Annotated in this window: 18 protein-coding genes; 12 read left to right on the top strand and 6 right to left on the bottom strand. The window is 52.1% G+C overall.

The genetic code is table 11. The features are described 5' to 3' along the window. The first annotated feature begins 1 nt into the window (after position 1). The 4 genes from HFK74_RS23875 to HFK74_RS23860 all read left to right on the top strand — a co-directional run bounded on the left by HFK74_RS23875 (position 2) and on the right by HFK74_RS23860 (position 3,475). Positions 2-328, top strand: coding sequence for a hypothetical protein (locus HFK74_RS23875; protein ID WP_180205618.1), 327 nt, complete (start codon positions 2-4; stop codon positions 326-328). Positions 329-418: 90 nt separating this feature from the next. After that, positions 419-616, top strand: a complete 198-nt coding sequence (locus HFK74_RS23870) for a helix-turn-helix domain-containing protein (RefSeq protein ID WP_180205617.1) — start codon at positions 419-421, stop codon at positions 614-616. 16 nt (positions 617-632) lie between these two features. Next, a complete protein-coding gene (locus tag HFK74_RS23865; RefSeq protein ID WP_180205616.1) occupies positions 633-2,888 on the top strand; it encodes a DUF3987 domain-containing protein in 2,256 nt (751 codons plus the stop codon). Between the two features lie 296 nt (positions 2,889-3,184). Then, complete coding sequence (locus HFK74_RS23860; protein WP_180205615.1) at positions 3,185-3,475, top strand: hypothetical protein; 291 nt, start codon at positions 3,185-3,187, stop codon at positions 3,473-3,475. A gap of 651 nt (positions 3,476-4,126) precedes the next feature. Here the strand turns inward: HFK74_RS23860 and queD are convergent. The 3 genes from queD to dbpB (HFK74_RS23845) are packed head-to-tail and all read right to left on the bottom strand — an operon-like array spanning position 4,127 to position 6,059. Beyond that, positions 4,127-4,489 (bottom strand): 6-carboxytetrahydropterin synthase QueD, encoded by a 363-nt coding sequence (queD, locus tag HFK74_RS23855; RefSeq protein WP_081235185.1) that lies wholly within the window; start codon positions 4,487-4,489, stop codon positions 4,127-4,129. Between the two features lie 44 nt (positions 4,490-4,533). After that, positions 4,534-4,971, bottom strand: coding sequence for a hypothetical protein (locus HFK74_RS23850; protein ID WP_180205614.1), 438 nt, complete (start codon positions 4,969-4,971; stop codon positions 4,534-4,536). Between the two features lie 32 nt (positions 4,972-5,003). Then, positions 5,004-6,059 carry a DGQHR domain-containing protein DpdB gene (gene dbpB / locus HFK74_RS23845; RefSeq protein ID WP_180205613.1) on the bottom strand — a complete coding sequence of 352 codons (1,056 nt, stop codon included), beginning with the start codon at positions 6,057-6,059 and terminating at the stop codon, positions 5,004-5,006. A 183-nt stretch (positions 6,060-6,242) separates the two neighbouring features. Here dbpB (HFK74_RS23845) and HFK74_RS23840 point away from each other — a divergent pair, with 183 nt between their 5' ends. The 8 genes from HFK74_RS23840 (at position 6,243) to HFK74_RS23805 (ending at position 20,986) form a co-directional block, all read left to right on the top strand. Further along, on the top strand, positions 6,243-7,178 hold the full coding sequence (locus tag HFK74_RS23840) for a hypothetical protein (RefSeq protein ID WP_180205612.1): 936 nt from the start codon (positions 6,243-6,245) through the stop codon (positions 7,176-7,178). Next, positions 7,175-8,296: a DGQHR domain-containing protein DpdB gene (dbpB, locus tag HFK74_RS23835; RefSeq protein WP_033040100.1), complete on the top strand. Its 1,122-nt coding sequence runs from the start codon at positions 7,175-7,177 to the stop codon at positions 8,294-8,296. The genes HFK74_RS23840 and dbpB (HFK74_RS23835) overlap by 4 nt, the downstream gene beginning before the upstream one ends. Further along, entirely contained in the window at positions 8,293-9,591 is a 1,299-nt protein-coding gene (dpdA, locus tag HFK74_RS23830) for a tRNA-guanine transglycosylase DpdA (RefSeq protein WP_180205611.1), read from the top strand. Before dbpB (HFK74_RS23835) ends, dpdA begins: the two co-directional genes overlap by 4 nt. Next, positions 9,588-10,643 carry a DGQHR domain-containing protein DpdB gene (gene dbpB, locus HFK74_RS23825; RefSeq protein ID WP_180205610.1) on the top strand — a complete coding sequence of 352 codons (1,056 nt, stop codon included), beginning with the start codon at positions 9,588-9,590 and terminating at the stop codon, positions 10,641-10,643. Before dpdA ends, dbpB (HFK74_RS23825) begins: the two co-directional genes overlap by 4 nt. A 27-nt stretch (positions 10,644-10,670) precedes the next feature. Beyond that, positions 10,671-11,372, top strand: a complete 702-nt coding sequence (gene queC / locus HFK74_RS23820) for a 7-cyano-7-deazaguanine synthase QueC (RefSeq protein ID WP_180205609.1) — start codon at positions 10,671-10,673, stop codon at positions 11,370-11,372. A 63-nt stretch (positions 11,373-11,435) separates the two neighbouring features. After that, complete coding sequence (gene queE / locus HFK74_RS23815) at positions 11,436-12,071, top strand: 7-carboxy-7-deazaguanine synthase (RefSeq protein ID WP_095974519.1); 636 nt, start codon at positions 11,436-11,438, stop codon at positions 12,069-12,071. A 202-nt stretch (positions 12,072-12,273) separates the two neighbouring features. Beyond that, complete coding sequence (locus HFK74_RS23810) at positions 12,274-14,547, top strand: hypothetical protein (RefSeq protein ID WP_180205608.1); 2,274 nt, start codon at positions 12,274-12,276, stop codon at positions 14,545-14,547. Between the two features lie 10 nt (positions 14,548-14,557). Then, positions 14,558-20,986: an AAA domain-containing protein gene (locus tag HFK74_RS23805; RefSeq protein WP_180205607.1), complete on the top strand. Its 6,429-nt coding sequence runs from the start codon at positions 14,558-14,560 to the stop codon at positions 20,984-20,986. A gap of 27 nt (positions 20,987-21,013) precedes the next feature. On the opposite strand, the gene HFK74_RS23800 is transcribed toward HFK74_RS23805, so the two are convergent. Genes HFK74_RS23800 through HFK74_RS23790 form a run of 3 tightly spaced genes read right to left on the bottom strand, consistent with a single transcriptional unit; the run spans position 21,014 to position 25,921 of the window. Continuing rightward, entirely contained in the window at positions 21,014-21,736 is a 723-nt protein-coding gene (locus tag HFK74_RS23800) for a hypothetical protein (RefSeq protein ID WP_180205606.1), read from the bottom strand. Further along, positions 21,733-25,023: a hypothetical protein gene (locus HFK74_RS23795; RefSeq protein WP_180205605.1), complete on the bottom strand. Its 3,291-nt coding sequence runs from the start codon at positions 25,021-25,023 to the stop codon at positions 21,733-21,735. The genes HFK74_RS23800 and HFK74_RS23795 overlap by 4 nt, the downstream gene beginning before the upstream one ends. Further along, entirely contained in the window at positions 25,016-25,921 is a 906-nt protein-coding gene (locus HFK74_RS23790) for a hypothetical protein (RefSeq protein ID WP_033045086.1), read from the bottom strand. The genes HFK74_RS23795 and HFK74_RS23790 overlap by 8 nt, the downstream gene beginning before the upstream one ends. Between the last annotated feature and the right edge of the window lie 4 nt (positions 25,922-25,925).

Genomic DNA, 25,925 nt, shown 5'->3' with positions numbered 1-25,925 from the left:
CATGCGCACCTTGCTTGATACCGTACAACCCGCCCCGGTGGACCCCTTAGCGCAGTTGGAGGCAAAGCGGCGGCAGCTGTACGCGGATGTTGTCGATGCGGCGATAGCGGACGAAGCCTTGCGTCGGGACCTGCTCTCCAAGCTTGAGGCACTAGGGAAAGGCAAGCGCGGTCGGCTGCAATCGGCGGACCGGCTCGCCTTTGTCAGAGCGCATCATGAGGCTGGTTTCAGCAAAAAGGAAATCGTCAAAATCGTCGAGCGCTTGTATGACGTGTGCGAGCGGCAAGTCGAACGTGACCTCAAATCGCTGACTGCGAAGAAGCCGTAGCGACACAAATAGAGCTTTCTGTCGTGTATGCACCGAGTCGTAGGTGCATGGTTGTCTCCACATGGTTCTCAAAAACATTGGGAGACAAATATGGAACAGCTTCGCCAACTCTTTAGCGTAAATCGTGCCGCCGAGACCCTGGACCTTTCTCGCTCAAAGCTTTACGAGCTCATGAAGCACGGACAATTGCGTTTCGTGATGATCGGTGCCGACCGCCGTATCCCGGCTGACGAGATCGCGCGTATTGCCGCCGAAGGCGTGCCGGCCAGCAAGTCCGAACTGGTCTAGATAAGGGGGCGATATCATGGATATCGAAGAAAAACCCCCAACAGGGAGTGATTCTGGCGATGGTTATGAAGCAACATCCATGCAAGGTCACGATAGCGCCGAAACCGACAGCCCGCAAAGTCTGGCCGATCTGTATGAAGTGGCCGAACAACCGATCTTCGTGCCATACAAGTTAGTGCCCAAGAAAAACGGTAAGACGGACAAGGTGCCGAACAACGGCCAGCACAACCTGCGCTATACCGAGCCCAGCCATCGGATGCCCCTGGTTGACGCCTTGAAGCGCGTCAATGAGTGGCGCGGCCTTCACGGTATCGGACTGGTGTTCGAGGGCGGCATTATCCGCGACGGCTTTCAGCTAGTCGGTCTGGATTACGACGATGTTGACTTCGACCACTTTCATCTACCTGTGGCGTCGTATGCGGAGCGTTCGCCGTCGCTCAAGGGTATCCATCAGCTGGCCTGGGTGCCGACAGCTTGGGCCGCGCAGTACCGCTACACGGGGAATATCCAGATCGCCGACTGCCACCATGCGGAGGTCTATCTAGCGTCACGCTTCCTGACCACGAGCGGCGACCGGATCAACGATTTGCCCATCAAACGGCTGACCTCTGATGAACTGCTGATTTTGGAGTCATGGAAGCTCAACCCCTTTGAAAAAGCACCAGCGTTTGCTGCCGCCCCGGAGATTCCTGACGGTGGCTCACTTATCGACTTGACGCGCTTCGCCCTATCTCCGACTCAAAAACAACTGCTGGGCGGCGCCAAACGGCCAGAAATAGATCGCAGTACGGTTTCCCATGGTCTATGGATCAAGCTCTTCGATGAAGGCTGCAAGCGGGAAGACATTCTTTACACCACTATCAAGGCGCCCGCGCTTTGGCAGTACTGTTTAGATCATAGGAATGATGATCCTGGTAAAGCCCTGGAGTTTGCCAAGGAAGAAATCAACCGCGCCTACGGCATAAGCCAGTCCGGCATGAGGGCCAAGCTGGTGGGATTCAACCCTACCTGGAAGCCGGCCGAACCGAAAGAAATCATTACCTTTCCAGCTCCCTACCCTGGCCCGATGGCGGACGCGGTTGCTGCTGGCCTGGAAGCGGCGCACAAGCGCCAGCCGGAGCTAACCACCATGGGGGTGCTGTCGTCCATGGCGGCCTCATGCGGCAGTTTTTACAGGCAACAGAACGGTAGTCGGTTGAACCTATATTTCCTGGGAATCGCGAAGACCGGCACTGGTAAAGATGTGCCACTGAGACTCGCCAAACAGATCGGCCGCCTCGGTAATGCAAAGCTGATCGGCGCGCCGGGTTCCGGTCAGGGATTGGAAGATGCGCTGGTCAGCAATATCGCGACCTACTGCGCAGTAGATGAAATTGCGCACTTCTTTTCCGCGATGAACGATGCCAAAGCTTCTAATTACGAACGGGCCAACGGCCGCAAACTGCTGGAACTGTTCAGCGCATCCGGCGACGAATACGAAACCCGCGCCTTGGCCGGCAAGGAAGCACGCATCGTCCAGAACCCGGCGTTCAATTTGATCGGCTTCACCACACCGGAGAAGCTGGGGACCGCCTTTAATCCGGACGATTTCGCGGATGGACTGGCTGGGCGGATTTTGTTCGTATTTACCAACAACAACCCGCCTGCGCGGCGGGTACGCAAGCCTATAGAGTTACCCGTCTCGGTCAAGCGAACCGCAATGCAAGTCGAGAACGGATTGGTTTACCTGCAAAGCATGGGTGGGATCGTTATCAACATCTCCGACGACGCTGAAGGAATGCTCGACGTGCTGCTTGCGGAATTCGATCGGCGCGGCAGGGCTGTCGATTCGCCTTGGGAAAGCGCGTTGTGCGTCCGCAGTCTGGAAAAGGTAGAACGTATTGCCGGTGTCCTTGCCGTGTGGGACAACCCGGCCAAGCCGGTGATTAGCCTCGGGCATGTCGAATGGGCGGCGCAGTTCGTGCGCGCTTCCAATGCGGCCGTGCTGAGTTTCGTCGAAGAGTTCATGCACAGCGGTGACGAACAAAAGAATGCCGCCGCGCTGATGGGGATGCTTCTGGATGGGAAGACCAAACCGAAGCCAGATCGAAAAGGGGAAATCGCGGCCAGTGATGCGGGATGGGTGCCCCGGTCGGCCCTGATGCGTAGGTCGGATCTATGTAAAAAAGATTTCGACGCTGCGATTGCCTATCTGATGGCGCGCGATGAAATCGAGTCGGGCCTATTTGGCGACAAAAGGATGCAGGTTGTAGGGTTGAAGAGCGATGACTAGGGAGGCTTTCACCGGGAGTATGTTTGGCGTGTTCGGGTGTGTTCGAAGAACACCGAAACCCGCAACGCACAAGGGGCTCGAGGTGATTTTATGTATGTGTTCCTTCTCTATACCTCTCACCCTAGATTTACCCCCGGTGAAATTTACCTCTGACGTGTTTGTTCTATTTGTTTGTGTTATGCCGGGAACACCGGAACACAGGTCAAAAATACCCTTGCTGCCCCCGTGCAGCGCGGGTTACGGCGTTCGGGAAAACATACTTTGTTCGGAGGAGAACGCCACTTTAGGAGGTAAAAATGAAACCGAAGTTCTTGATACATCCATCGCATGCTCGGACGATCAGCAACCCGGTGGAAGTCGAACGGCTGCTTGCTCAGGGCTGGCTGATTGGCACGCCGAAACCGAAAACGGCGATGGCGAAGCGGATGCGTAGCCTCCGTCAGCAAAGGCGGCTCGCTGGGTGGCAGTCGCTCTACTTATGGTTGAGCCCCGAACAGGTGTCCGCAGTAGACGCTGCGAAACGCCAGGGTGAGACCTATGTGGCTTTACTGATTAGGCTTATAACTGAACGGAGTTTACTTGAGTGAAATCTGGGACAACTGGGACACAATTGGGAAATGCTCCAGATTGCCGTAGAGAAGGTCGAACGCCCTAAGGGCGGCAGTGCATCAGGATCGAAGCTACGGCGCTGGTGCAGAAATAGCTTTTCGGACCCTGCCAATCACCACCAGACATTTGATCCGTTTAAGACTGACATGAATGACTCGGTGTAGGAGTGTTTAGTACTTAGGGGTTACCCAAGGGCCACGGAAGGGGAAAAATAGAAACAACGGATTCAACATCACCGGGCCATCGGTACTGAAAAACTAAAGCATGGGATTTCTAATCCCTTAGTAATAACTGCTAAGCCAGCAAAATATGCGGCTTTACGGTGAGTTGCTCGGGAAGCAGCCATTTCCGTATCTACTCAGTGTCTGTTGACGGGCTTGAACCCTGAGAACTCCCGAAATCCGCCGCCTGATCGACCCAGATCGCCAGCACGCTTGTTCGAGACTGCCAAAGCCAACGGCTAAGAGCCCTATACGTAGCTGCGCCACGTACTTGAGCGGTTGACCATATCCACCTCCCCACAGGGCCGAGCTAGACAAAAAATCAACCACCAAACTCGACAATTAAAGGCTAGACCTATCCAGTGAACTACACACTGCGCATAGTTCTGCTTTTTTACACGAGAGTGGTTATACCTCCGGCCCTCTATAAATACATCCACTTGTACATGTCTCGTGAATACGTACTGCGGATAGCTCTGGAAGCAAAGGCTTTAGCTCCTGCCAAACCCAAACGGCTAAAACCTCGCTCGTCGGATTTTCCAGTCCGGGAATTTCATTAAGATAGTTGTGATCCAAGCGCTCATACAGAGGCGCGAATATCTCCTTTATCTCGGAAAAATCCCTGACCCAACCCGACGTTCTATCAACAGGGCCATCAATATAAATTGCAATACGAAAGGAATGACCATGCAGACGCCCACATTTGTGCCCTTCTGGAACATTGGGCAGTCGATGAGCGGCCTCAAAAACGAACTCTTTAAAAATCTCCACTGATTCCTCCCGTATCTCAAGCGACAAAAAACAAAACGGCTAGACTAAACCTTCCAAGACTCAAGATCGACGCATAACGTTTCAAACAAAAACTCTACAACTTTGGCTCGCCCCTCACCCAGCGCTGATGCAATGGTGATCACCGAAACCAAAATGGAGTTAACAGTGTGCAAATCGGTCACATCGCTCAGACAATTCAATATTTCTTCGAATTTCCCCAGCATAGCCGTCTGGGAAAAATTTAATGCCTGCACTACATGGGTAGATGGCGTCAGGTAGAGAATATTCGCACGCGTCCGCAAACCGTAGGCTTCAGTCAGCATGCCATACCCTTCCGAAGGGAAAGCTTCGTCCTGCCCTGCAAGTCTCCTCAATGCCTCCTGAAAAGCCATGGATAGGTGAAGAACGACTTCTGAGAACTCTTTTACACTGGCGTCACTGGCCAGGGCTGGAGACAGATCCGAGGAAACTAAAGTAGTCATAATGCGTCCTAAATATTAGTAATGAGCACCAGTTAGCTAGGTACGAGTTCCGAACTTCGAACCACCTTGGTCAAATGATCAGTCAAAAGATGAATATCACCATGTAAATTCTGAACGCCATTCCATGGCCGGTTGCCTGTTTTAAAGGACCACTCTCCCGAACCGAGCGTCCAAGCTGTATATCCTTGTAGCTTTCTAAGGCCTAACTTGAATACTGGGGCCAGTGGCGCTCCTGTAGCACACAACTGCTCCATGACGAACCCCATGGAAATAATCCCCGCGCTATGGACGAGACGAGAGCTTTTAGGTGTGTGACCATGCCAAGCATTTCCAAACACCTCCTGGACCGCCTGGAAAAACTCACTGATGGCCAAGAAACACCGATCCTCACCTCCCGACAACTCAATCACCTCCCGACAGTAACCGTCAGATAGGGAATTCATTACCAGTTTCTGGAGCGACGTATCACCGATGACCCCTGAGGGGTTGGTATGCTGCTTAATCTGTCCTTGCAAAGAAGATCGATCGTCATAATTCAGCATTTCCACGATGCGGGCTGCGCGGGCGCGGGAAGTCATTCTGAATGGAAGGCCGCTGACAGACGGGAGCAGTTCATATACCAGTGACTTCGGTAATGGACTGGTGTTGTTGACGAGAATGAATTGCCGGCGAAGCTCTTCCTGATTTTCACACACAAGCGCAGACACCAGCAGCTGGAACGAACTCCCCTCGAGCCCAGCTAACGCAGAGAGGCGCTGCTGACCATCCACAACGAACCCAGGAGCGCCGGATGAAATATCCACCTCAATTTCTGCATAGGCTCCATTTCCTTCCACCACCCGGACTCCACTGGTAAACGCTAACACCACAGCATTGGGCATTACCGCATCGGGACGGGAGAGGTAGTCGCGGATCTCTCGTATGTGCTTGGACACCTGTGGCCGCTGAAAGCCATGAAGGGCGCCACGATCATCACGCTTGACTCGGTCGATGCTAGCGATCGCCAAAATCTGCTCAACGGTAGCCGCAAACGATACCACTTGGTGGGTTGGGCTCTGTAACGCCTTGATTGCGCTGAACTTAAGCAATGAGTCTCTTCCTTCATCGAACGGCCCCCCCCAGAAAGAGGGGTAGCAGCAGTATTGAGGCTCTTATACCAACCCTTCCGCATAAAAACCAGCCTAAGCGCATTGGCCCATACAGTTATTAAATGGTAAATTGTCAGCCTCAGATAAATGCAACACCCGTCAAAACAGGCCTACAGTTTTCCCATGAGAACCGTCATCATCACCAACTGCACCAATCGAAAACGTCTCGACGGCCTGCCGCCGGTGGTGCTGAACGACGAGTGTTATTCATCGATTGCAGCCATGGCAAAGGCGTGGAAGGGGCAAATAGACGAACGTCCCACCACTCTGATGGCATCTTCACTTTACGTGGGCAGAAGCGTTTCTGACGCGAGGCGCGTAGCAACGAAGTTGGACGCGAAGCTAATGTTTGCGTCGACCGGCTTAGGGTTGATTGAAGGCGATCAGAGATGTCCACCGTACAACCTGACGGTGGCTCAGGATCCGAATTCTATCATCCCACGTCTCGAAAAGTTGGGTGTGTGTGCATCAGATTGGTGGGAAGCCGTGAATGTCACCCAATCAAAGGGAAGCGCCCTAGCGCACCTCGTCAGCCAACCCGACGTCGGCTTGGTGCTCATTGCCCTCTCTTCAAACTATGTCCAGTTGATAGGCGAAGACCTTGGAAAAATCAGGGACACGCAGATCGACAAGCTCAGAATATTCACTTCGCGCCCAGGCATCGAGATGCTTCCCAGCCATTTACGACGCATAGCGATGCCCTATGACGAACGCCTTGAAACCTCAACACTACCAGGCACTCGCAACGATTTCCCTCAGAGAGCCCTGCGTCATTTCATTGAGATTCTTGAACTATCGAGTGCTCCTGCTGAGATCGCTCGAAAGAGCGTCAGCGCGGCAATGGATCTTTTATCCCTAGCAAAAACGACCATCCGGCGGCGCGCATCGGACAGTGAAATTGCTTACATGCTTGAGTGTGTGTGGGCTGACTACCAAGGCAGTTCCACCCGATTGTTACGCTACTTAAGGGACGACGCCCTGGTGTCGTGCGAGCAATCGCGCTTTCGGAGGATCTGGCAGGACATCAAAGGTCAAGAAAGCATAGAGAGCAAAGCATGACGAGCGAAGATGCGATTGTGGTGCGTGCACTACGCACCACACAAGGTGACAACCTTGATGTGTATGCATTATTCATCAGGGGATCTGACCTGGTCCGAATTGCCGACATCAGCCGCCTGTCGCGCGAAGACAGCAGCCCCCTCAAGGGTTTTCAGCGCCCCGAGATTAAGAGTCATGTCAAAGGGATCACTGAGTACCTCAATCAGGGAAATGTACTTTTTCCCAATGCAATTATCTTAGCGCTGTCTCCTGACCTGCGTTTTGTTGCAGCACGCGGAAGCAAGCCGACAGGCGATGCGGGGCTTTCGCAAGCGGGTACGCTGACGATCCCTATCAGGGAGGAAGGAATGAGGTCTGCCTGGATCGTGGACGGGCAACAGCGCTCATTGGCGTTGGCGAAAGCGGCCAATTCGGATCTTCCTGTGCCAGTGATCGGTTTTGTATCCGACAGCCTGACCACCCAGCGCGAGCAATTTATTTTGGTCAACAAGGCCAAACCCTTGCCCACTCGACTGATCAACGAACTACTGCCGGAGACAGGCAGCATCCTTTTGCCCCGCGAACTGAGTGCTCGCAAGGCACCAGCTGAGTTGTGCGGGCTTCTTAGCCGCGATCCCAACTCCCCTTTCCACAAACTCATAAAGCGGTCGTCCGAGCAAAATAGCAAAGCAGTGATCACTGACACCGCTGTAATAACGATGATCCGTAATAGCATCAGTAATCCGTTGGGGGCGTTGGCTCCCTACACCTCCAGCACCGACGGTGCGGCGAACGTTGAGTCCATGTACAACCTACTGACGACCTTCTGGCGAGCAGTGCGTGATACGTTTCCAGAGGCGTGGGCACTTGAATCCAAGAGCAGCCGACTCATGCACTCAGCGGGGATCATCGCCATGGGAGTGCTTATGGATCGGATCTACGCCAAAATCGGTGGTCAGCGCGAAACCTACGAAGCCGTGCTACAAGAACTGTCCAGAGTGGCCCCTCACTGCGCATGGACAACAGGTCAATGGCCGATGATTAATGTCCAGTGGAATGAAATCCAAAGCACCCCTCAAGATATCAAGGCGCTGCAAGAAACCTTGATCCGCCTCTATATGACCAGCGCTCACCAATGAAATTTTTATACGCCGACACCCAAGACTACGTAGACCCGGACTACGATTTCATCAACGATCGAAATGCGCCGGGTCGGAAGAGATACTGGGATGACCAGTATGCGCACGAAATGATGACCCCCGTCCCTTATGATGGGCTCTTGGTCTCAATGAGCGCAGTGCGACCTGCAAATGGCGTCGCTAATTCAAAGGTTCGGTACTCGACTTCCGAGCAGCAGCGCTTCCTCAGAGAAGGCGCGCGCAAATTTCTACGACTCGATGGCATTCAGTTCAAAGATACGATGGTCCTAGGTGACTGCGGGGCTTTCGCCTATGTAGAGCACCCTACCCCTGCGTATAGCCCAAGCGAAGTAGTAGAGTTCTACTCAGATGCAGGATTCACCCACGGTTGCTCGCCGGACCACATCATCTTCAACTGCGACTCCAGCAATCCTCCAGCGCTGAGCCAGTCGGAAGATGTGCTGTTTCGGTACGAAGTCACGCTCAAAAATGCGCAAGAGTTTCTGCGTTTAGTGAAGGAGGCGGATTGGCCATTCGAACCTCTTGGAGCGGTACAGGGTTGGTCTCCTCAAAGCATGGCGAACGCTGCAAAGCAACTCGAAGACATGGGTTATCGCTACTTGGCGATCGGAGGTCTAGTACCTTTGAAAGTCGATCAAATCCATGAGGTTCTGAAAGAGCTTCGAGCGGTCCTTAAGCCCGAGACAAATATTCATCTGCTGGGGTTTGCTAAAGCCGAGAACATCCATGAATTCACTGGATATGGCATTACCAGTTTTGACTCAACCTCCCCTCTTATACGCGCATTTAAAGATGCGAAGTGTAATTACTACATGGGCAACAATACAAGCAAACTGGACTACTACACAGCTATCCGCATTCCTCAGGCGATTGAAAATCCACGCCTGATGCAAGGAATAAAAAAAGGCACTCTGAGCGCAGAAGAGTTACAAATCAAAGAAAAAGCGGCGTTGCTAGCGATCCGCGACTATGATAAAAACCTACTCGACTTTGATTCAACTTTATCCGTGCTAGTAGACTATCTCCGACTGACTCTTTCCGGCTCAATATCGTCATCATTAGAAATGGAAAAAGAAATCGCCAAGCACGTCCGACTAATCTCACCCACGCTGAGAGATAAACCGTGGCAAAAATGCCAATGTTCGATTTGTCAGTCCGCGGGTATCGAAACTATTATCTTTCGAGCGAGCAATCGAAACAAAAGACGCGGATTTCATAACTTAGGTGTGTACCACCGACACCTTCAGAAAACTCTGGAACTTTCGAAACAATGATCTATCGATTTAAGGGTGTGCGCGCCCAACAGGCCTCCGGGCATGATGTATTTTCGTTTGCGGCCACTCCAAATGAAATTTTAGATTTTTCTGAAATTGAGAGAGTCGGCCGCGATGAGGAAGGCCACCTCAAAGGCTTTCAGCGCCATCAAGTCGCGTCGCACATCAGAGATATACGTGACTATCTTCAGCGCGACGATGCATTGCTTCCTAACGCAATTATCTTGGCCTTTCTGGATGGGGTAACGATTAAAGACCTCGGCGAGGGTATTGTAGAAATCACTATTGATGCTACCGAGTCCAAACCAGGCTTTGTGGTCGATGGACAACAACGACTGAGCGCCCTTGCGACGATGGAAAAACCTGGATTCCAGGTATTTGTATCTGCATTGATTTGTAAAGACTACAACGAACTGCGACAGCAGTTTGTGCTCGTCAACAATACGCGACCGCTGCCAAAATCGCTGATCTATGAACTTTTACCGACTGTTGATGGCCTGCCAGAACGGTTCACAAGTCGTAAATTTGCTGCTCGCATAATTGATTTGTTGAATTTTCTGCCTAACTCCTCTCTATTTGGCGAGATCAAGCAACATACGAATCCCAAAGGAGTACTAAGCGACATGGCGATGCAGAAATTCGTGATGAACTCTGCAAATGATGGCGCGATCCGTAGCTTCATGAAGTTTGATGACTTTGAGGGACGCAGCATCGAACTTATCAACAACTTCTTCCATGCAGTGCGAGTAGTTTTCAAATCAGAATGGGAAGGACTAGCGCCCAGGAACTCACGTTTGAAGCATGGGGCGGGCTTGGTTTCTTTGAGCTTCGTTATGGAGTTGCTTTACTCCGATCAAGGCACAACCAGCAAGGATGGTTTTATCAGAGGTCTAAAACTTTTGAAACCTCATACGGCATGGACAAGTGGCGATTGGCACATTTCTGAAACCGACCGCCGCCCCTGGAATGGTATCCAGAACACGCCCACTGATATCGGATTGCTCACTAAGTATCTGACTGAAAAACTCAAGCAAGAACTGAAACGGCGCTAAAACAGACCCAGTTCCGAGGAGAGCAGTATGCACACCAAAGCCTTAGTTCTTTTGTCAGGCGGACAAGATTCAACCACCTGCCTTGCCTGGGCGCTGGAACGTTACGAGCACGTCGAGACCATTGGCTTTGATTATGGCCAGAGGCATCGAATCGAACTCGAATGTCGACTGAGTATCTTGCAGGAGGTACGTAACAGATTTCCGAACTGGGCCAAGCGACTCGGTGAGGATCACGTGCTTGACCTCAAATTACTCGGACAGATCAGCGATACGGCGATGACCGCTGAAAAAACCATAGAGTTTGAAAAGAATGGACTTCCCAATACGTTTGTACCCGGTAGGAATCTGCTGTTTTTGACGTTCGCAGCCACTATTGCCTACCGACGGGGCCTCACAGTGCTAGTCGGGGGAATGTGCGAAACCGACTACTCCGGCTACCCAGACTGCCGGGACAACACCCTTAAAGCCACCCAGGTGGCCTTGAGCCTCGGGATGGATGCTCCAGTGATCATTGAAACTCCCTTGATGTGGCTCAACAAAGCTCAGACCTGGCGTTTGGCCGAAGACCTAGGTAATCGAGATTTGGTCAGCCTGATTCAAGAAGAGTCCCACACCTGCTACCTCGGGACTCGACAGGATAAACATGAATGGGGCTACGGGTGTGGAACGTGCCCAGCTTGCGAACTGCGCAAAACTGGGTATGAGCAGTACATTCAAGAAAGAGATTAACGATGGTTCAGCGGTGGCGGATCAAAGCACTCGCCACCCAACTGAATCAGGTGAGTAAACCAAATGACTTACAGTATCAAAGAAATGTTTTACACCCTTCAGGGGGAAGGTAACCAAGCGGGTCGACCCGCGGTATTCTGCCGATTCTCTGGATGTAACCTGTGGTCGGGACGGGAGCAGGACAGGGCTAACGCCATCTGTACATTCTGCGACACCGACTTCGTCGGAACAGATGGTCAAGGTGGGGATAAATTCAAAAATGCTGAAGCTCTCGCTCATGCTATTGATTCGTTTTGGCCAATATCCCACCAAAATCATAAGTATGTGGTATTGACCGGTGGAGAACCTTTACTTCAGGTCGATGACGCATTGGTAGATGCTCTGCACAAGCTAAACTTCAGCATAGCTGTTGAAACCAACGGCACCGTCGCTCCCCCCTTGGGTATAGACTGGCTATGTGTTAGCCCAAAATCAAGCGTTCAATTAAAGATCACCCAAGGTGATGAACTGAAGCTTGTATTCCCGCAAAGTGACTCCATGCCATATTTGTATGAGCACCTAAATTTTAAACATTTCTACCTTCAACCAATGGATGGCCCACATGCAAAAAAAAACACTGAGGCCACTGTTGATTATTGCAAGAGCAACCCTAAGTGGCGACTTAGCTTGCAGCAACATAAAATATTGATGATTCAGTAGAAATTACTTAACTCAGCCTTACCGCAGGATACAACTGCTTTCCTCGCGGCTGAGTTGCTTGAGAACGACCTCATCCTATGTCGCAGAAAAAGTATCGCACGTCGTTAGAAAATATATAGTAGATCTCGTCCCTACCCTACCTCTTGCGGTCGCAGCGCAGGTCTGCAATGCTTGGGATACAAATCTCTATTATGAGTTTCGAATGGCCCTTTCGCTTAGCGCTTCTACGATTAAATCTTGGTTTCAGTACCGCTGCGAGCGCAAGACGCGCTACGAAATGATGGAATCCAATGAATTGGTCACTGCCGGCGTGGACAAGGTGCCCACGGATGTTGGCGCATGGGCCAGCCTAGGGAACGAGTTTGAAACTGCCATCGTACAAAAACTTATCGCCACGGGACAAGCCTTGCCCCTTGCCCCTGGCGAAGACAAACTGAGCCAAGCACGTACAGAAGCTTTTTTACGAGGCAGCCTCCCGCATAATTATGCCCCACAGGCAACTCTAGACGCCCACCGTACTGCGAGTACCGCGCTGACCCTCCCAGACGGGATATCTCTTCGTCGCTCGTTTCCTGATCTCATACGAGTCGATCGTAGCGTAGAGCCGCCTGTATTCAGTATTATCGACATCAAAGGCACTCAGTCCGCTCGTGCGTTTCACAAAGCTCAAGTGGCTTTTTACGCCGAGTTGCTTGAAAAGCTTCTGGTAGATTTGCGAGTGCCAGGAGTTATTTCCTCTCAAGGAGAAATCTGGTGCATCAAGGAAGGAACCCTTGCAGACGAAGGCATACATCGGCCTGAGGTTTTTGACCTACAACCCTACCGCCGACTCGTGAAAGACTTTTTTAGTCGTGAACTGCTAACAATCAGCAAAAAAGAAGTATCACGTTATCGCGATGACACTTTTTTCCACATCTACTACAAATGCGAACAGTGCCAATACCTGCCGCACTGCATTAAAAACATCAATAAAGCCGATGCCGCGGATAGAGATATCTCAGCTGTTCCTGGACTTACCCACGAAGGCAAAAAAACGTTACTGCGTAGAGGAATAAGCAATTTAGGTGCCCTCACTGAAGCCCATCTTAATGCCCAAAGCCCTAACCTAAATTGGTCACTACAGCGAAGGGCTGAAGTATTGATCGCCCGTGCAAAGGCTCAGACTCAAGGAAGGCTTCAACGCATTCCGGACCTAGCGACATATTTAATGCCTCCGCGCGTGGACGCGGCACTCTACATTGTTGCGGACTATGACCCGGTAGAAGACAATTTAGTCACCCTCGGATACCGATTCAAGAGCGCGACTAAGAGTCACTCGATAGTGCGCGTACTGAAGGAAGGTGACAAATCAGCAGAAGCAAATGCAATTTCTGATGTTATGGGCAGTCTCATTGAAGACCTCACCGCGATTGATGCACATAATCAACAACACGTTGGAGATCTAAATGCGGAATTGCACGCACATATATTTCTGTTTGAACCGACAGAAGCTCAGTACTTGCAGAACGCCATCGGTAGACATTTAGACGACCCAAGGATTAGAACCGGACTACTGCATGCGGTGAGGCTCTTTCCGCCTGAAGATTTGGTACCAGAACCGGAACTGCGCGGTATACACCACCTTCCTGCGACAGCGCTCAGAAGCGTGTTCGAACAATTGTTTGCATTGCCTGTACGAGTATCCTATGACCTTCGCCAAGTCAGCGAGGCGATCGCCGTCTGCGACGCGAATTTCTGCAACGTTTATAGGCCGCACGGACCGTTCCGGCGCGAGTTTTCATCGCTCTTAGCCATGGATGTAATTCGAGCTCTTCGTAACTCAGAAGATCGAGGAAATCTTGAAGCGATTAAAGCAGATGTCGAGGCTCGGCTTGAGACGACAGCGTCACTAGTTGAATGGTTACTTGAGGAAAACCTTAACTCCGCAAAACGTTTTTTGAGACTTAACAAAAGGCCATTTCGCTTCCAAGCTATGCTCGACCCACTAAACGCGAAGGACTTGGACATATTGCAGGCATACGAGTTGCTAGAGACGCGCTCCTCGATGCTAGCTACGCTGGTTCGGCTTACTCAGGCGTTCCCGCAACGACGCGCAAGCGGACAGTGCATGGCAGAACTCAAACTTTTGAAAAGTGGCAATACTAACGGAAAACTATGGTTACTCTTCAAAATACCTCTGGAAAGCCAAGATAGCGATATATCCTCTGATGATTTCGCTCTAATTTTGACGAACGATGATCCTGATATTCGCCTCAACCCATATCGCTGGGGCGAATGCCGAGTATCGATCGCTCCTAGGCAAGATAAACACCAATTCGACAGTATCCTCGTGACCATTCACAAGCCACAAGAAAAACCGCTATTTCAGCAGTGGCTACGCGAAATCGAGGGCCCAGGCTGGTTCCTTGATCGGGTTTACGAAGACTTCACCAGCTACCGCGCTCAAGAATTTCTAGCCTACCTTGACGCTAAATAGAGTCCCGCCCGTGCAAACCAAGGATGACATCAAGCTTTTCCTTCGCAACCCCCAAGAATTTGCGTCCACGCTGCTCCCGAACGATGCCGAACTGTGGATGCAAGGCCTGACCGAGGTGGTGGAACCAGCAATTAAAGCTCGAGAACAAGATAAGCCACTACGGCAAGCGCAGCGCGATGCCTGGTTGGGGCTTTCTAATCAACGGGTAGGACTCATTCTTGGACCGCCTGGAACCGGTAAGACTCATGCTCTCTCATGGATGGCAACTGGATATCTAGAAGCTTGCCGACGCAGTGATACGCCCTGCCGGGTTTTAGTGACAGCATTCACCCGTAACGCTATTTCCAATCTCATGGAAGGCCTCACGAAGCGCCTATCTAAGCACCTTCCAGTACCAGTACCAATGTACTACCTAGGGAAACCTGCCGGCCCACTGCCTGAGGGAGTTGAACAACTACCTGCCATCAGTGATGGCTCAATTGACGAGATCTGGAATAAGCTTTCCGAACCACATGCGATCTTAGGCTGCACGGTCTGGCAACTGAATCGGCTTATCACAAAAGCTCCGAAGCCACCAAGCGATGGCCATACAGTTGCGCTATTTCGGCTCGTCTGCATGGATGAGGCCTCCCAGATGTTGGTATCGCAGGGGCTTATGGCGCTTGCGGCGCTGGCACCAGGCGGGCGCGTATTAATTGCGGGCGATGATCGCCAACTGCCGCCGATTCGTGAGGAACACAAGCACCATACCTCCGGCCCTCGGCTAGGCGGATCGCTGTATTCCTTTTTGCGCTCATGCAATACCAGCGAATTCTCGCTAGACGAGACATTTCGTCTCAACGGACCTCTAACCCGATATCCCCAGCGCAAGTTTTACGAAGGTAAATATTTTAGTGCTGCGCCTGTTTACGAACGTCGTTTAAACCTACGATCGAACTGGCGCGAGGGACTACAGGAATGGGAACAGCGTGTTCTCGACCCCGAACACCCATTGTGCGTCCTATTGCACGACGGCCCTTCTGCCGCTACTAGCAATGAATTCGAAGCAAAGCTTACCGCTCATCTTACGAGGCTTCTTCGAACCCGACTTGAACCAGGAGACTCAGACGACTCTGAGCAAGCTTTTTGGGCCGAGCGCCTTGCAGTAGTAAGCCCTCACCGAGCGCAGAATGCCCTTATTCGCAAACTTCTTGGTGATAGCCGGGGCAGCAAGGTTGTGGTCGAGACAGTTGATCGAATTCAAGGCAAAGAACGCGATGCAATTATTGCGAGTTACACAGTTGCAGACTCAGAGTTTGCGTTGGCTGAAGCAGATTTCATCTTCAGTCCACTTCGGCTGAACGTCACTATCACTCGGGCACGCTCAAAGTTCATACTGCTCGTGTCGCGTAATTTGCTGGATGCCGTTCCGTCCGAACAGGACCAACTCGACTCGGCTCAAATTCTCCGAGAGTTTGTATTCGAAGCCCGAGACGCAGGACAGATCGGACTCCCACTACCCAATGGGACGCCTGTTCAAGTCAACATTCGACTGGGCAGTTTCGATGAGTCCAGCGAATTACCGCAGATCAGCACACTACCAAATCCTTTGGTTGTCGACCTTCCACCGATGAGCGCTTGGCTCCAAAGCATGCTGGCGACGATTCGTAGTCAAGCCATGTTGGACAATAAGGGTGTAGCACGCGACTATCTTTTGGCAAAAGCGTTAGCTAGGCAAACAAAGGAAATTTTGTCAGATCTGATTACACTTCACAGACATGGAGTTATTAGCCTAATTCCTGTTCAGACCCAACACGGCGAGTACTTTCGTATTTATCCACTGGAACCTGCGCGCCGACTCTATAATATCGCCAAAGATACGCTTCTGGCTCACTTGGAAGAAGTGATTCAGCAGACTCGCAATGGTCGATTTCCCCCGCTCTACTACCTAGTGAGAGACCGCTTTGACTGCTTAAGCCCAGACGGTAGCGATTTGTTACATCCGATCTGTGCAGACTTGGCAGCGCAGGGCCTAGTCTGCTTCTCCCAGGATAAGTACCAGCGTCTCGCTGTGGATTTGAGTGGAAACAATCCGGAATCAAAAGAAAGAGACATTCCACCAACCCCTCTTGATGAAAAGTTGTCGGACGTTGACTTTAGCGTTCTGAATCGCCTTGAGGATTTGGAGGCCCGCCGAATAAATTTCGGAGTCTTCGAGGGCTGGCACAATATAGGAGGACTGGCAGAGAGTCTTGTCTTAAGCAAATCAGTAGTAGCAGGAGCAGTGCGCCGCTTAGAACTACATGGCCATTTGCTGCATACCGAAGATGGGCGACTGCGCAGCCGTATGGCCGAACTTGCACGCGAAGTACGCTATGTTAAGCAGCGCTTCACTCCCGAAGACTCTGACCGACGACCTTTTCTCGTTCGAGGACTTAAGGTTGAGATACGCAATCGCGACAAGCCGAAACCTACTCACCTCTTAAGCACTGTTGTTGCTCAACTCAAAATTTTGGTGCCTAAAGAACCACTGTTTTCAGTTGCGGTTGACGCTTTATCGGCCGCACTATGTCGCGATTGGAAGGTCGAAGACCCCACGTTACGAGGCTTTCAAGCACGTTCTTTACTTACATTAGTACCCGCTTGGATGCAAACAGACAAAGCCTGTGATCGGTTTGTCATAACTGCAGACACAGGAGCAGGCAAGACCGAAGCTGCCTGTCTACCGCTTATCATCGGCGCTTTATATGATCGGCTACGACACATCCATGGCACCCGAGCCATTCTCGTCTATCCCCGTGTGCGTTTGGCGGCGAATCAGGCCCAACGCCTAACCCGCTACTTAGCTGAACTCGCCGTAGATCCTTCGGTGCCCTTGCTAACAATTGGACTTCAGAACGGTGACGTGCCTAGAAGCTTCTCCCACAAAGTAAATGAGGAAGTATGGAAGCCCGGCGTAGGTGCGCCTGGATGTTATGAATTTCCCTTCTTCCATTGTCCAAAATGCGACTCTCTCCTGCATTTAAATCCAGGAGCAGGCATCAAGGGTGCCGACCGCCTCGCGTGTATCGGAGCTAAATGCGACTGGGGGTACAGTGGATGGATCGGAAGCAAGCAAGGCCTAATAGAAACTCCACCAGCATTGTTTTTACCGACAACTGAGTCTCTACACCAGTGGTTAGGAGATCCCAGGTACGGATCTCTCTTCGGGGATCACCCAGAGCATGCACCTCCGAGAGCGCTACTGGCTGATGAAATTCACCTCTACTCGCATATTCACGGTGCACAAATCGGATATGCATTACGACGACTACTGGCGCGAGCCGAGGCTAACGGCGGAAAATGTCTCGCCATCGGGATGAGCGCCACACTCGGCGAACCAACCGAAGTGTGGCGTACTCTGGCAGGAGGTAACGCCGTCACGGCAATCCAAGTTGACGATCACGAGCGCGAACTCAGTATCGAGGGCCGCGAGTACTTCTACTTCATTCAACCAGAAGTTGAGTCGCGAGGTAAGGACATCGCGGGCGCCTCCTCTACCATTCAAAGTCTGATGGTACTGGCTCATGGCATGCGACGGCGTACGGGTTCAGAAGGTGGTTTCCGCAGTATTGTCTTTCTGGACTCGGTCGATAAAGTCAAGCGTCTGCACCACGACTATCAGGATGCCGAAGAGAACAATAATCTAGCGCGACTCCGCACCTATTCTTTCCCAGACTCCGCCACTGGAGGCCTGCGTCAGCATTGCTGTAAACAGCCCATTGGCTGCGATTGCTTTACGAAGGGTGAATGCTGGTTCTTCGCCGCCAACGACAATCGGCAATGGACGGCAAACGGACTTTATAAGCCGAACTCCCCCCTAAAGGTTACTAATAGCCCGGTATGGTCTGGTGCAGGTGCTCGTGCCGAGGAAATGATAAAAGACAGTGATATCGTCTTTGCTACATCGTCCTTGGAGGTCGGTTATGACGACCCAGATATGACCCTCGTTTACCAACATTATGCCCCGGTCAATCTCGCAAGCTTCATTCAGCGGAAAGGTCGTGGAGGACGCGGGGCAGACGACAGGCCCTTAACCGGAATTACATTGTCGCCCTACTCAGCCCGCGACAGTTGGTATTTTAGAAAGCCTCAAACCCTCCTCGATAGTAAGCACTTTGAAGTACCACTGAACATGACCAACCACGCGGTCGTACGTGGTCAAGCCATCACTCTGGTATTAGATGTAATCGCCCGTCACGAGGCAAAAAAGCGATCGTCGGGAATCGTCGGATCGGGTTGCCTACACCCGAGTGTAGCAACCAACGCGGATAGAGCTTTGAAACAAATATTCGGGGACAGTGTCTATTCCATTCTCGATACCGCTTGCATAGATACCTTCTGGCGGACAGTCCAACTGGCGGCAGAACACCCGCTCCAATCTGCAGAGAATGCCAACCAGAGGCGTGCCTGGACGCCTTGGGTACCCAAAACTCTATTTGAGACCGTGAACCTCCCAGAACTTACAGTGTATTTTGAGCGGGAGCAAAAAGACGCATGCGTGAATGAGGATATTTCCCTGGCGCTCAACAATATTGCTCCGGGCAACATGACGCACCGCTATGGAAGTAGGGAACTTCACTGGCGAGCCCCTTCCGCTGGACGTCAGCCCTGGCTAGATGCACAGGAAATGGCCGATGCCAATCAACTCGACTTTGGCGGTGCGGATGCCCTATTGCAGTTGCTTCCAGCAGAGGCACGTAAAGAAATCGGCAAAAGCAGCAGCCTGCATCCAGTTGTATTCTGCCCAAGGCACATAAAAACTGAAGTTGGCGGTAAGTTGCAAGGTCAATGGGTCTCTCGATGGCAGGCAAATAAAGACTACACAGAGCTCTTTCAAATTCCTGCCGGCACCCAAACATTGGATGAAGCGCTTAAAGTTCATCACAAGAGCAGCGGCCAGTTACGAGGTTTTCCAGTTATCCAAGCCGACGCCTCGTCTGCGCACAGCAATGACCCAGGTGTGCTATCTGGGATAATCGAACGGTTGGACATCCATACAGGCGGCACACTTACACACGTTGAGAGCGGACTACAACTGGCCCGTGTATATTGGGGTGCTGATAGCGAAGTTCGATTCTGTGATGCACGTGTAGATTCACTTCAGATCAGCCAATTGTTCACCCACCCAAAGACTCTCGAAGCGGTGCTCTTCGGTTATCGAGTAACTACTGAAGGTGTCCGATTCCACATCGATAGTGCAGCCCTTTCTCGATTTGTCGATCATGAGATCGCGGCAATGAGCCCCGATAGTGAAGAGGGCAAATGGTACCGCCTACAAATGCTGCGATACATCGTTCAGCGGCGTGCACGCAGCGTCGACATGAATAGCTATCAGGCCCAGCGAGCCGCCGAAATTATTGCGGCAGCAGCAGGTAACCCAACTCTGCGCAAGAAACTCCTACAACTGACTAAACTATGGGACAGGCGACGTGTCCGCGAGTTGTTCTTGCAGACCTATCAGGAGGTACTTCATCAGTACCCCTTGCTGTCCGAGCGCCGCACCGAACAGGTCGCGGAGGCTGCGGGTTCACAAGCCTTCCAAGATTTGCTGAGGGAAGTGTTCACCAACCTGGAGAACCCAGAACACTTTAAAATGTATCTGCGCAGCCTTGTGTTGCATAGTCTAGCGATTCGCCTTAAGCACGCTTTTGTTCTGCACGGGCGAGGGGACGAACGCCGTGTAGTCTGTCACGCTAAACTACCAATCCAGTTTGGCATGGCAGCAGACGATATCGTAACGATCGCCGAGAATGGTGAGTATGGAGATGGAACTACACGCACATTCGTGGGACGGTTGGATGATGCCCTCAAGGATCTTGCTGATGGTTTCCTCACTGAATGTCCTAATGCAGCCGAAGATGCGCTACTAGCACGGGCATGGCAAATGAAGGAGAACCACCCTCAATGGAGACTCCTGAGCCCTCGGGATGCCACAACCCTCGATAGTCTTAGGAGAGATCTTCGGCTAGCCGAAAGCGACGAAGTCCCATTCCATACTTTGCTACGTGTGTTGTACGGCGTTGAGTCAATCGGCGACTATGAGTTCGCCTATTACGATCTATGGAGTGAGGCTCGACATATTGAAGATGCGTTGCGAGAACAAATGGGGCGCCAACCCTCGACCTGGGAGTTAGTAAGTGCAGTTGTCCGACGTGCTCGGGAAGGATCTGGAGCAGCCCCCACTACGCACGCTCTGCTGCATTGCTATGCCAGCATTGAGGACGCGAACCAGGAAGACAGTTTGTCAGCAGAAGCACGTCTCGCCGATCAGATTTATCGAATAAGTGGCCACCTGTGCGTCGATGGGTGCCAGGCATGCTTGCATACCGGCAGCGATATTATGCCCGCCAGTATAGTCGAGGCCGCTGTTAGTCGCCGACTGCTAAAGAAATTCGTAGACGCGAACCTACGCCAGTAGGCAGAGATGAAACCGAGGCATTGCCGCCTACGCGCTTAGGGAAATAGTTAGCAATCCGACCGCGTGATGTTGTTCAAGCCAGGGCAAAACGCTACCGTTAATACGTGACAAGGGTAGCGCGCCCTGGCTGATGTCTTGCAAGAACGCTAACACGGCTTCATCGGCACCAAAACTATCGAGTTCATCCCGCATAACTTGGCGCTCAGACCGTAAGCGTTCGACCTCGACGACAACCTGAACTGTCGAACGTTTGCTTACCTCTTTTGCTTGACGTCCTAACATCTCCATGCGTTTTCCCAACTCTCTTGTCTCATCTACCTTGCTGAGGACAGCGCCAAGCGCCCCTATACTGGCGAACTCGCGCTGGATCATCCTTTCAAACGCTTGGTTCACTGCTCTTTTGAGAGCACCGATCTCTCGCTCAAGGTTCGATACGTGGTGGTGAACGTCAAGATAATCTTCACGACTATCGACGCCTGCCAATCGACTACCAAGCTGCTGAATGCACTTTAACTCCGTCCGCACTTCCTCAGGGAGATCTAGATACTTCGTGCACATGGCGAAGTAGACCTCAACTTCTCGAAGTAACTCAACTAGAGACTCGCTTTGTACTACTTGCTCATATGCTTTAACTAATGCATTTCCAAAAAAGGTTCGCTCCTTTGCCGCCGGAATATCCTTCAGCAACACCTCCAGTTCCTCCAAAGGTGCGAGTTCGACATCTGTTGCGTTTTCGAGCACTAAATTCATGACATTTTCTCCAAGTCCGTAAGCATCTCTGCAGCAGAGTCCTGCACCTGCAGGCCAAATCGGCGCACCCGCGTAGAATCTCCGCTGCTAGCTCCAGAAGTGCCAATAAACTCAAGGGCGTAGTCATAACTCCGCTTAATTGCGTTTTCTCCAAGTGTTAGCAGATCTCGAGCCTGCCGCATGTCGCCTGCTGGTGCTTCAATGCATTTCGCAAGTTTGTCAGCTAACCCTAGTTCCGGCTCGCTGCAATTATCCTCAAGAGAATCCAGCAGAAAGGCTTCTACTCGTCCAGCTGGAGAGCTTTCATTATCATCGAAAAAGCTATCGCTCTTGGCCTTAGTGTAGGCCCCCTTCCAGTCCTTGATTGCATCGGGCGCAGCCTGTGGCAACTGCTTACTAACTTCCACAAGTGCATGGTCGATCCTTTCGACGTGATCGCTCAGACTGCGACCGCGCATCATTGCGAACAGCGCCTGACCACGGTTCTTTAGCCGTTCGCCTTCGTACCGAGGGAGATCCTTTAGACGCTCATCAATCTCCTTGACCAAATCAATAATTTGTGCCATTGCATCTAGCCCTGGGCCCACTTCCCGAGGCGTGGGAGAAAGCCGCAAGCTCTCCTGCATCTGCAGAAGAGCACGAACCACCGCGCCAGCATCAGCCACGCCATAACCCCTCCCTTCTCCCTGACGCAACGAGAGCGAAGACCGCAGATTCTCGCGCAGATGCTTGTGATTTTTATCGGTTTTGGTAAGAACCTCGTTCCAGGAATTAACACGGTCCGTCGGGTTGGTAGTCGGACGGCCTTCATCGCTAAGCAAGCGAACAAATTGTTCAGCTAGCGGTTGATCTGGCTTGACGTCGCCACGGAGCCACGCCCTCGCCAGGAGTACTTGGGCGATATTGCCAGCCACCTGCCAAGGCTCCCCACCATCTAAAGCCAGTAAGCGACGCTCTAGATGTGCTTGAGCAAGTTCGGCCACCCGCCGAAGCATCCGAGAATGAAGGCGGCGATAGGCCTCCTCCACATCGGCTTGCAACTCGGAGCCCGACAATAAGGTGACATGCGCCTCAAGCCCCAGAATGAACCATTTCTCTTTGGGTACCACAAAGTTACGAACGTCACTTTTGCGCTCGCCCTCGAACTTAATATTGTTCTCAGTGAAAACGCGATCAAACAGCCAATCGGAGACGTCGAAACGATGGCGAGGCAGTCCTCTGACCAAGCTGCTGAGCAAACCTTCCCAATCATTCAGACTTCCCAATCGCCCGCCAGACCGCCACTCTGTGAGTTCTTGTACCATCTGCTGCCCTTTGTTCCGAATGGAAGCAGTCTTTGCCCCTTTTGAACGATGTGTAACAGGTTGAGCCGTCCGGGGCGTGCTCGATGAGGGGGTTCGGCGCAAGGCAGGGGGATCAAAGGACTGCCCCAACTCTTCTGTTGTATCGGTCCTTCCAACTTCACTAGCCACCTGGGTCCTGACAGAAATCGTCCCGCTCGCTGCAGGCATGGCAGTCGCTTCCCCTGGCCAAGGAAGTCCAAAACTTTCAAAGATGGGCGCTGGGATTGCTGCAAACGCTAAGCCTTCATTCCACAGAGTTGTACCTTGCGCACCTGGCGCCCCCCAGAGCGTGACAAGCCGCCGTAAGCGCTCTGCGATTTCCGGTTCATTGCTAGCCGCATACGATAGTTGGTCCTCAAGCCTTGCATTGACTCGCGTAGCTTCCTGGGGGAGCCAATCGCTACTTTCCACCTCAGATGGAGGAAATATTCGATCATCGAGGGTGGAAGGCGTGAGCAGGACGGGGCCTAGAACGCCTTGGATCATCCCACGCGGAGTCTTGAGCGTCATGCGACCCGACGGATCCGAAAGAGCCTCATACATCGTCGTAAGAGCTTGCGAAGTTAACGGATAAAGACCGACCCCTTCACTTGCCCCAAAGGCTTGATGACAACCAAGCCTAACTAGGCACTGATCACATCGATTGGGGATTTGGTCTTGCCTCGCGCCATTATGCCGCCACTCATCCAGAGCGGTGAGGCCCACCCGTATAGCCCGCAGATAGTTCGCGGCGAAGTGCTCCCGACTCTCGGACGTTAGCAATTGGCTGGTCTCAAGAAACTGCCCTCTATCGCCCTCCCGACCGAGTGTCACACGGTGGGTGATCCTGCCAAGATAGTTGCCTCGCAGGGAATTCATATAATTCGGTGTCAAGCCCACTACAGAGATTAAATCGCACAGATCATCACTCTGTCTTGTGGTGCTGTCGGTCACGAGGACGTCGATCAATTGGCTGTCAAGACCCTCCCAAGCAGTGATGTCTTCCAGTAGCAGTACTAGGCGTCGCTCTTCGCTCTTCAGTCGACGACGCAGCGTTAGAAATATCTCCTTGAGCCCGTCCATAGAGATGCCCAATACATTCTGCACGCCATAGTCGCGACGCCGGTTCAGCGCCTCCATGAGTAGGCAGGAATAAGGAACATCATTCTTCAGATCAGCCAGCACCTGATCCGGAGTGTCATTAGCTTCAAGTTGCGCCAATATCGCTCGACTTTCGTGGCGTAGCTTTCTGAGAAACATTAGTGCCCTTGGCGGACAGTCCCGAACCGCAGGCTCAAGCTGACCTAGTTCGGCAATGTCGTACAAGTTAAATCGCGCTACTGCCTGGTCCCGTTGCCCCCCCATACCAGCCATGATTTTAAGCACGCGCTCGGGTCCTTTCCAGCGCTCTTGCACGACAGCCGAATCCAGCAATCGTGCCAGATTATGTTTTCCGCACTCCTTAGCATCATCTAGCGGTTGTTCAAAATGTGCTTCAGCCATGCTAGCGGCAAGTGTGCGCTGAAACACATGAACGCGCCCCTCAAAGCTAGCTTCTAGCCGCTGCCCTAATTGATCAAAGAGGTTGCCATACTCGCCCCCAAGTGCATTTTTTAACTCTCGCAAGGCCCCCGGCAAGCTACCGTCGGCGCGCTGGATAAGCAGCACCATATCCTTCTTTGGCCACTTGACCTTCATCCAACGAATCAGATGCGACTTGCCAGAACCCGGTTCGCCCTCCACTACACAGAAGACGTGACGATTTTCTGGACGCGCTAGTGCCTGCAGAACGCCTTCATCAGTCCCTTCGTCTACATCACTGGCGCGCGCGCCACCGATCGCAAGATTAGTAATGGACTGGTGTACCGCTAAAAAGGCACCTTCGCGGTTAGCTAAAGCTTCCGTCTGGAGAATTTCACGCGCCGCCTGTGCACTCCAACATGCTTTGTAAGGAAGCTCAGGCATGATTATCGGCTCCCAGTGTAAATCTTATGCTAGTAACGGCCCGAACTGGGTGGGCTTCGCCCACTAGCTCATACATACCGGCCGTATCCCCAACCGCAATTAACTCAATGCGGCCATCGTCATGCAGATCCCTTAGCGCATTACTCAACACTCGGGAAAGCCTCCGGCCCATGGGACGCAACCCCTCCCGCTGGGCAAGGTCGATGAACAATGCTCCCCCGTCGATGTAGGGCATTCGTTGTCCGAGGCTGACGAGAAAATCTGCGAAAACATGTTCGGTAACCGGTGAAAGCGTGTCGACCAATACAGAAAGCTCTCTTTCTAGACGCTCAGTAATTGTTGGGTATAGCGCCCCACGTGCCTGTTGTGGCATAGCGAGCCCCATAAAAGTTACCCACCGAACCCAAGGTGTCAGCTTTGTACTATTAAACCGGCGCTCCTCCTCCGAGTCTGCTCGCAGCGCCTGGGCAAGGACCGTATCGGCCAATTCAGTGTTGTTTCGCTCACGAATCCAATGGGTCCCACCGTACTTTTCAGTAAGAATGACGATGGCGGCATATGCCTCGAGCACCACGTAGTCGGCATGGCCAGAAGGCAACTGGCAGAGTGTTTGATGTACCGCATCTGCAAAGCCGCCGAAACGAAGAGGTACGTTCTCTAAGAGTAAGCGGTAGCCACCATCGGTGGCAGCAATTAACCCTACACTAACAGCCGCGCCGACTGTCTGGCTTAAAGCGGTAGCGTCCGGACCCGGTGCGACAGAGGATTCAGCCGTAAATTGCGGATTCATCCACTGCGGCACTTCATCGCGCTTCATCCATCCACCGTTAGCGTCAAGCAAACGAAGAAGAGACCAAATGCGCTCGGCGGAACCCTGAATGTCTGACAACAAACTCATAAAA

The sequence above is a fragment of the Pseudomonas sp. SbOxS1 genome, assembly GCF_013416725.1.
In the GTDB taxonomy this organism is placed as follows: Bacteria; Pseudomonadota; Gammaproteobacteria; order Pseudomonadales; family Pseudomonadaceae; genus Aquipseudomonas.
Note: the sequence above shows the minus strand (reverse complement) of the source record. Positions and strands in the feature narration are given on the sequence as shown.

Coding starts and splice junctions, on each gene's coding strand:
- HFK74_RS23790 (WP_033045086.1), bottom strand. CDS start 25,921: ATGAGTTTGTTGTCAGACATTCAGGGTTCCGCCGAGCGCATTTGGTCT.
- HFK74_RS23860 (WP_180205615.1), top strand. CDS start 3,185: ATGAAACCGAAGTTCTTGATACATCCATCGCATGCTCGGACGATCAGC.
- HFK74_RS23800 (WP_180205606.1), bottom strand. CDS start 21,736: ATGAATTTAGTGCTCGAAAACGCAACAGATGTCGAACTCGCACCTTTG.
- queC (WP_180205609.1), top strand. CDS start 10,671: ATGCACACCAAAGCCTTAGTTCTTTTGTCAGGCGGACAAGATTCAACC.
- HFK74_RS23865 (WP_180205616.1), top strand. CDS start 633: ATGGATATCGAAGAAAAACCCCCAACAGGGAGTGATTCTGGCGATGGT.
- dbpB (WP_180205610.1), top strand. CDS start 9,588: ATGATCTATCGATTTAAGGGTGTGCGCGCCCAACAGGCCTCCGGGCAT.
- HFK74_RS23810 (WP_180205608.1), top strand. CDS start 12,274: ATGGCCCTTTCGCTTAGCGCTTCTACGATTAAATCTTGGTTTCAGTAC.
- HFK74_RS23840 (WP_180205612.1), top strand. CDS start 6,243: ATGAGAACCGTCATCATCACCAACTGCACCAATCGAAAACGTCTCGAC.
- HFK74_RS23870 (WP_180205617.1), top strand. CDS start 419: ATGGAACAGCTTCGCCAACTCTTTAGCGTAAATCGTGCCGCCGAGACC.
- dbpB (WP_033040100.1), top strand. CDS start 7,175: ATGACGAGCGAAGATGCGATTGTGGTGCGTGCACTACGCACCACACAA.
- dpdA (WP_180205611.1), top strand. CDS start 8,293: ATGAAATTTTTATACGCCGACACCCAAGACTACGTAGACCCGGACTAC.
- HFK74_RS23795 (WP_180205605.1), bottom strand. CDS start 25,023: ATGCCTGAGCTTCCTTACAAAGCATGTTGGAGTGCACAGGCGGCGCGT.
- HFK74_RS23850 (WP_180205614.1), bottom strand. CDS start 4,971: ATGACTACTTTAGTTTCCTCGGATCTGTCTCCAGCCCTGGCCAGTGAC.
- HFK74_RS23875 (WP_180205618.1), top strand. CDS start 2: ATGCGCACCTTGCTTGATACCGTACAACCCGCCCCGGTGGACCCCTTA.
- queE (WP_095974519.1), top strand. CDS start 11,436: ATGACTTACAGTATCAAAGAAATGTTTTACACCCTTCAGGGGGAAGGT.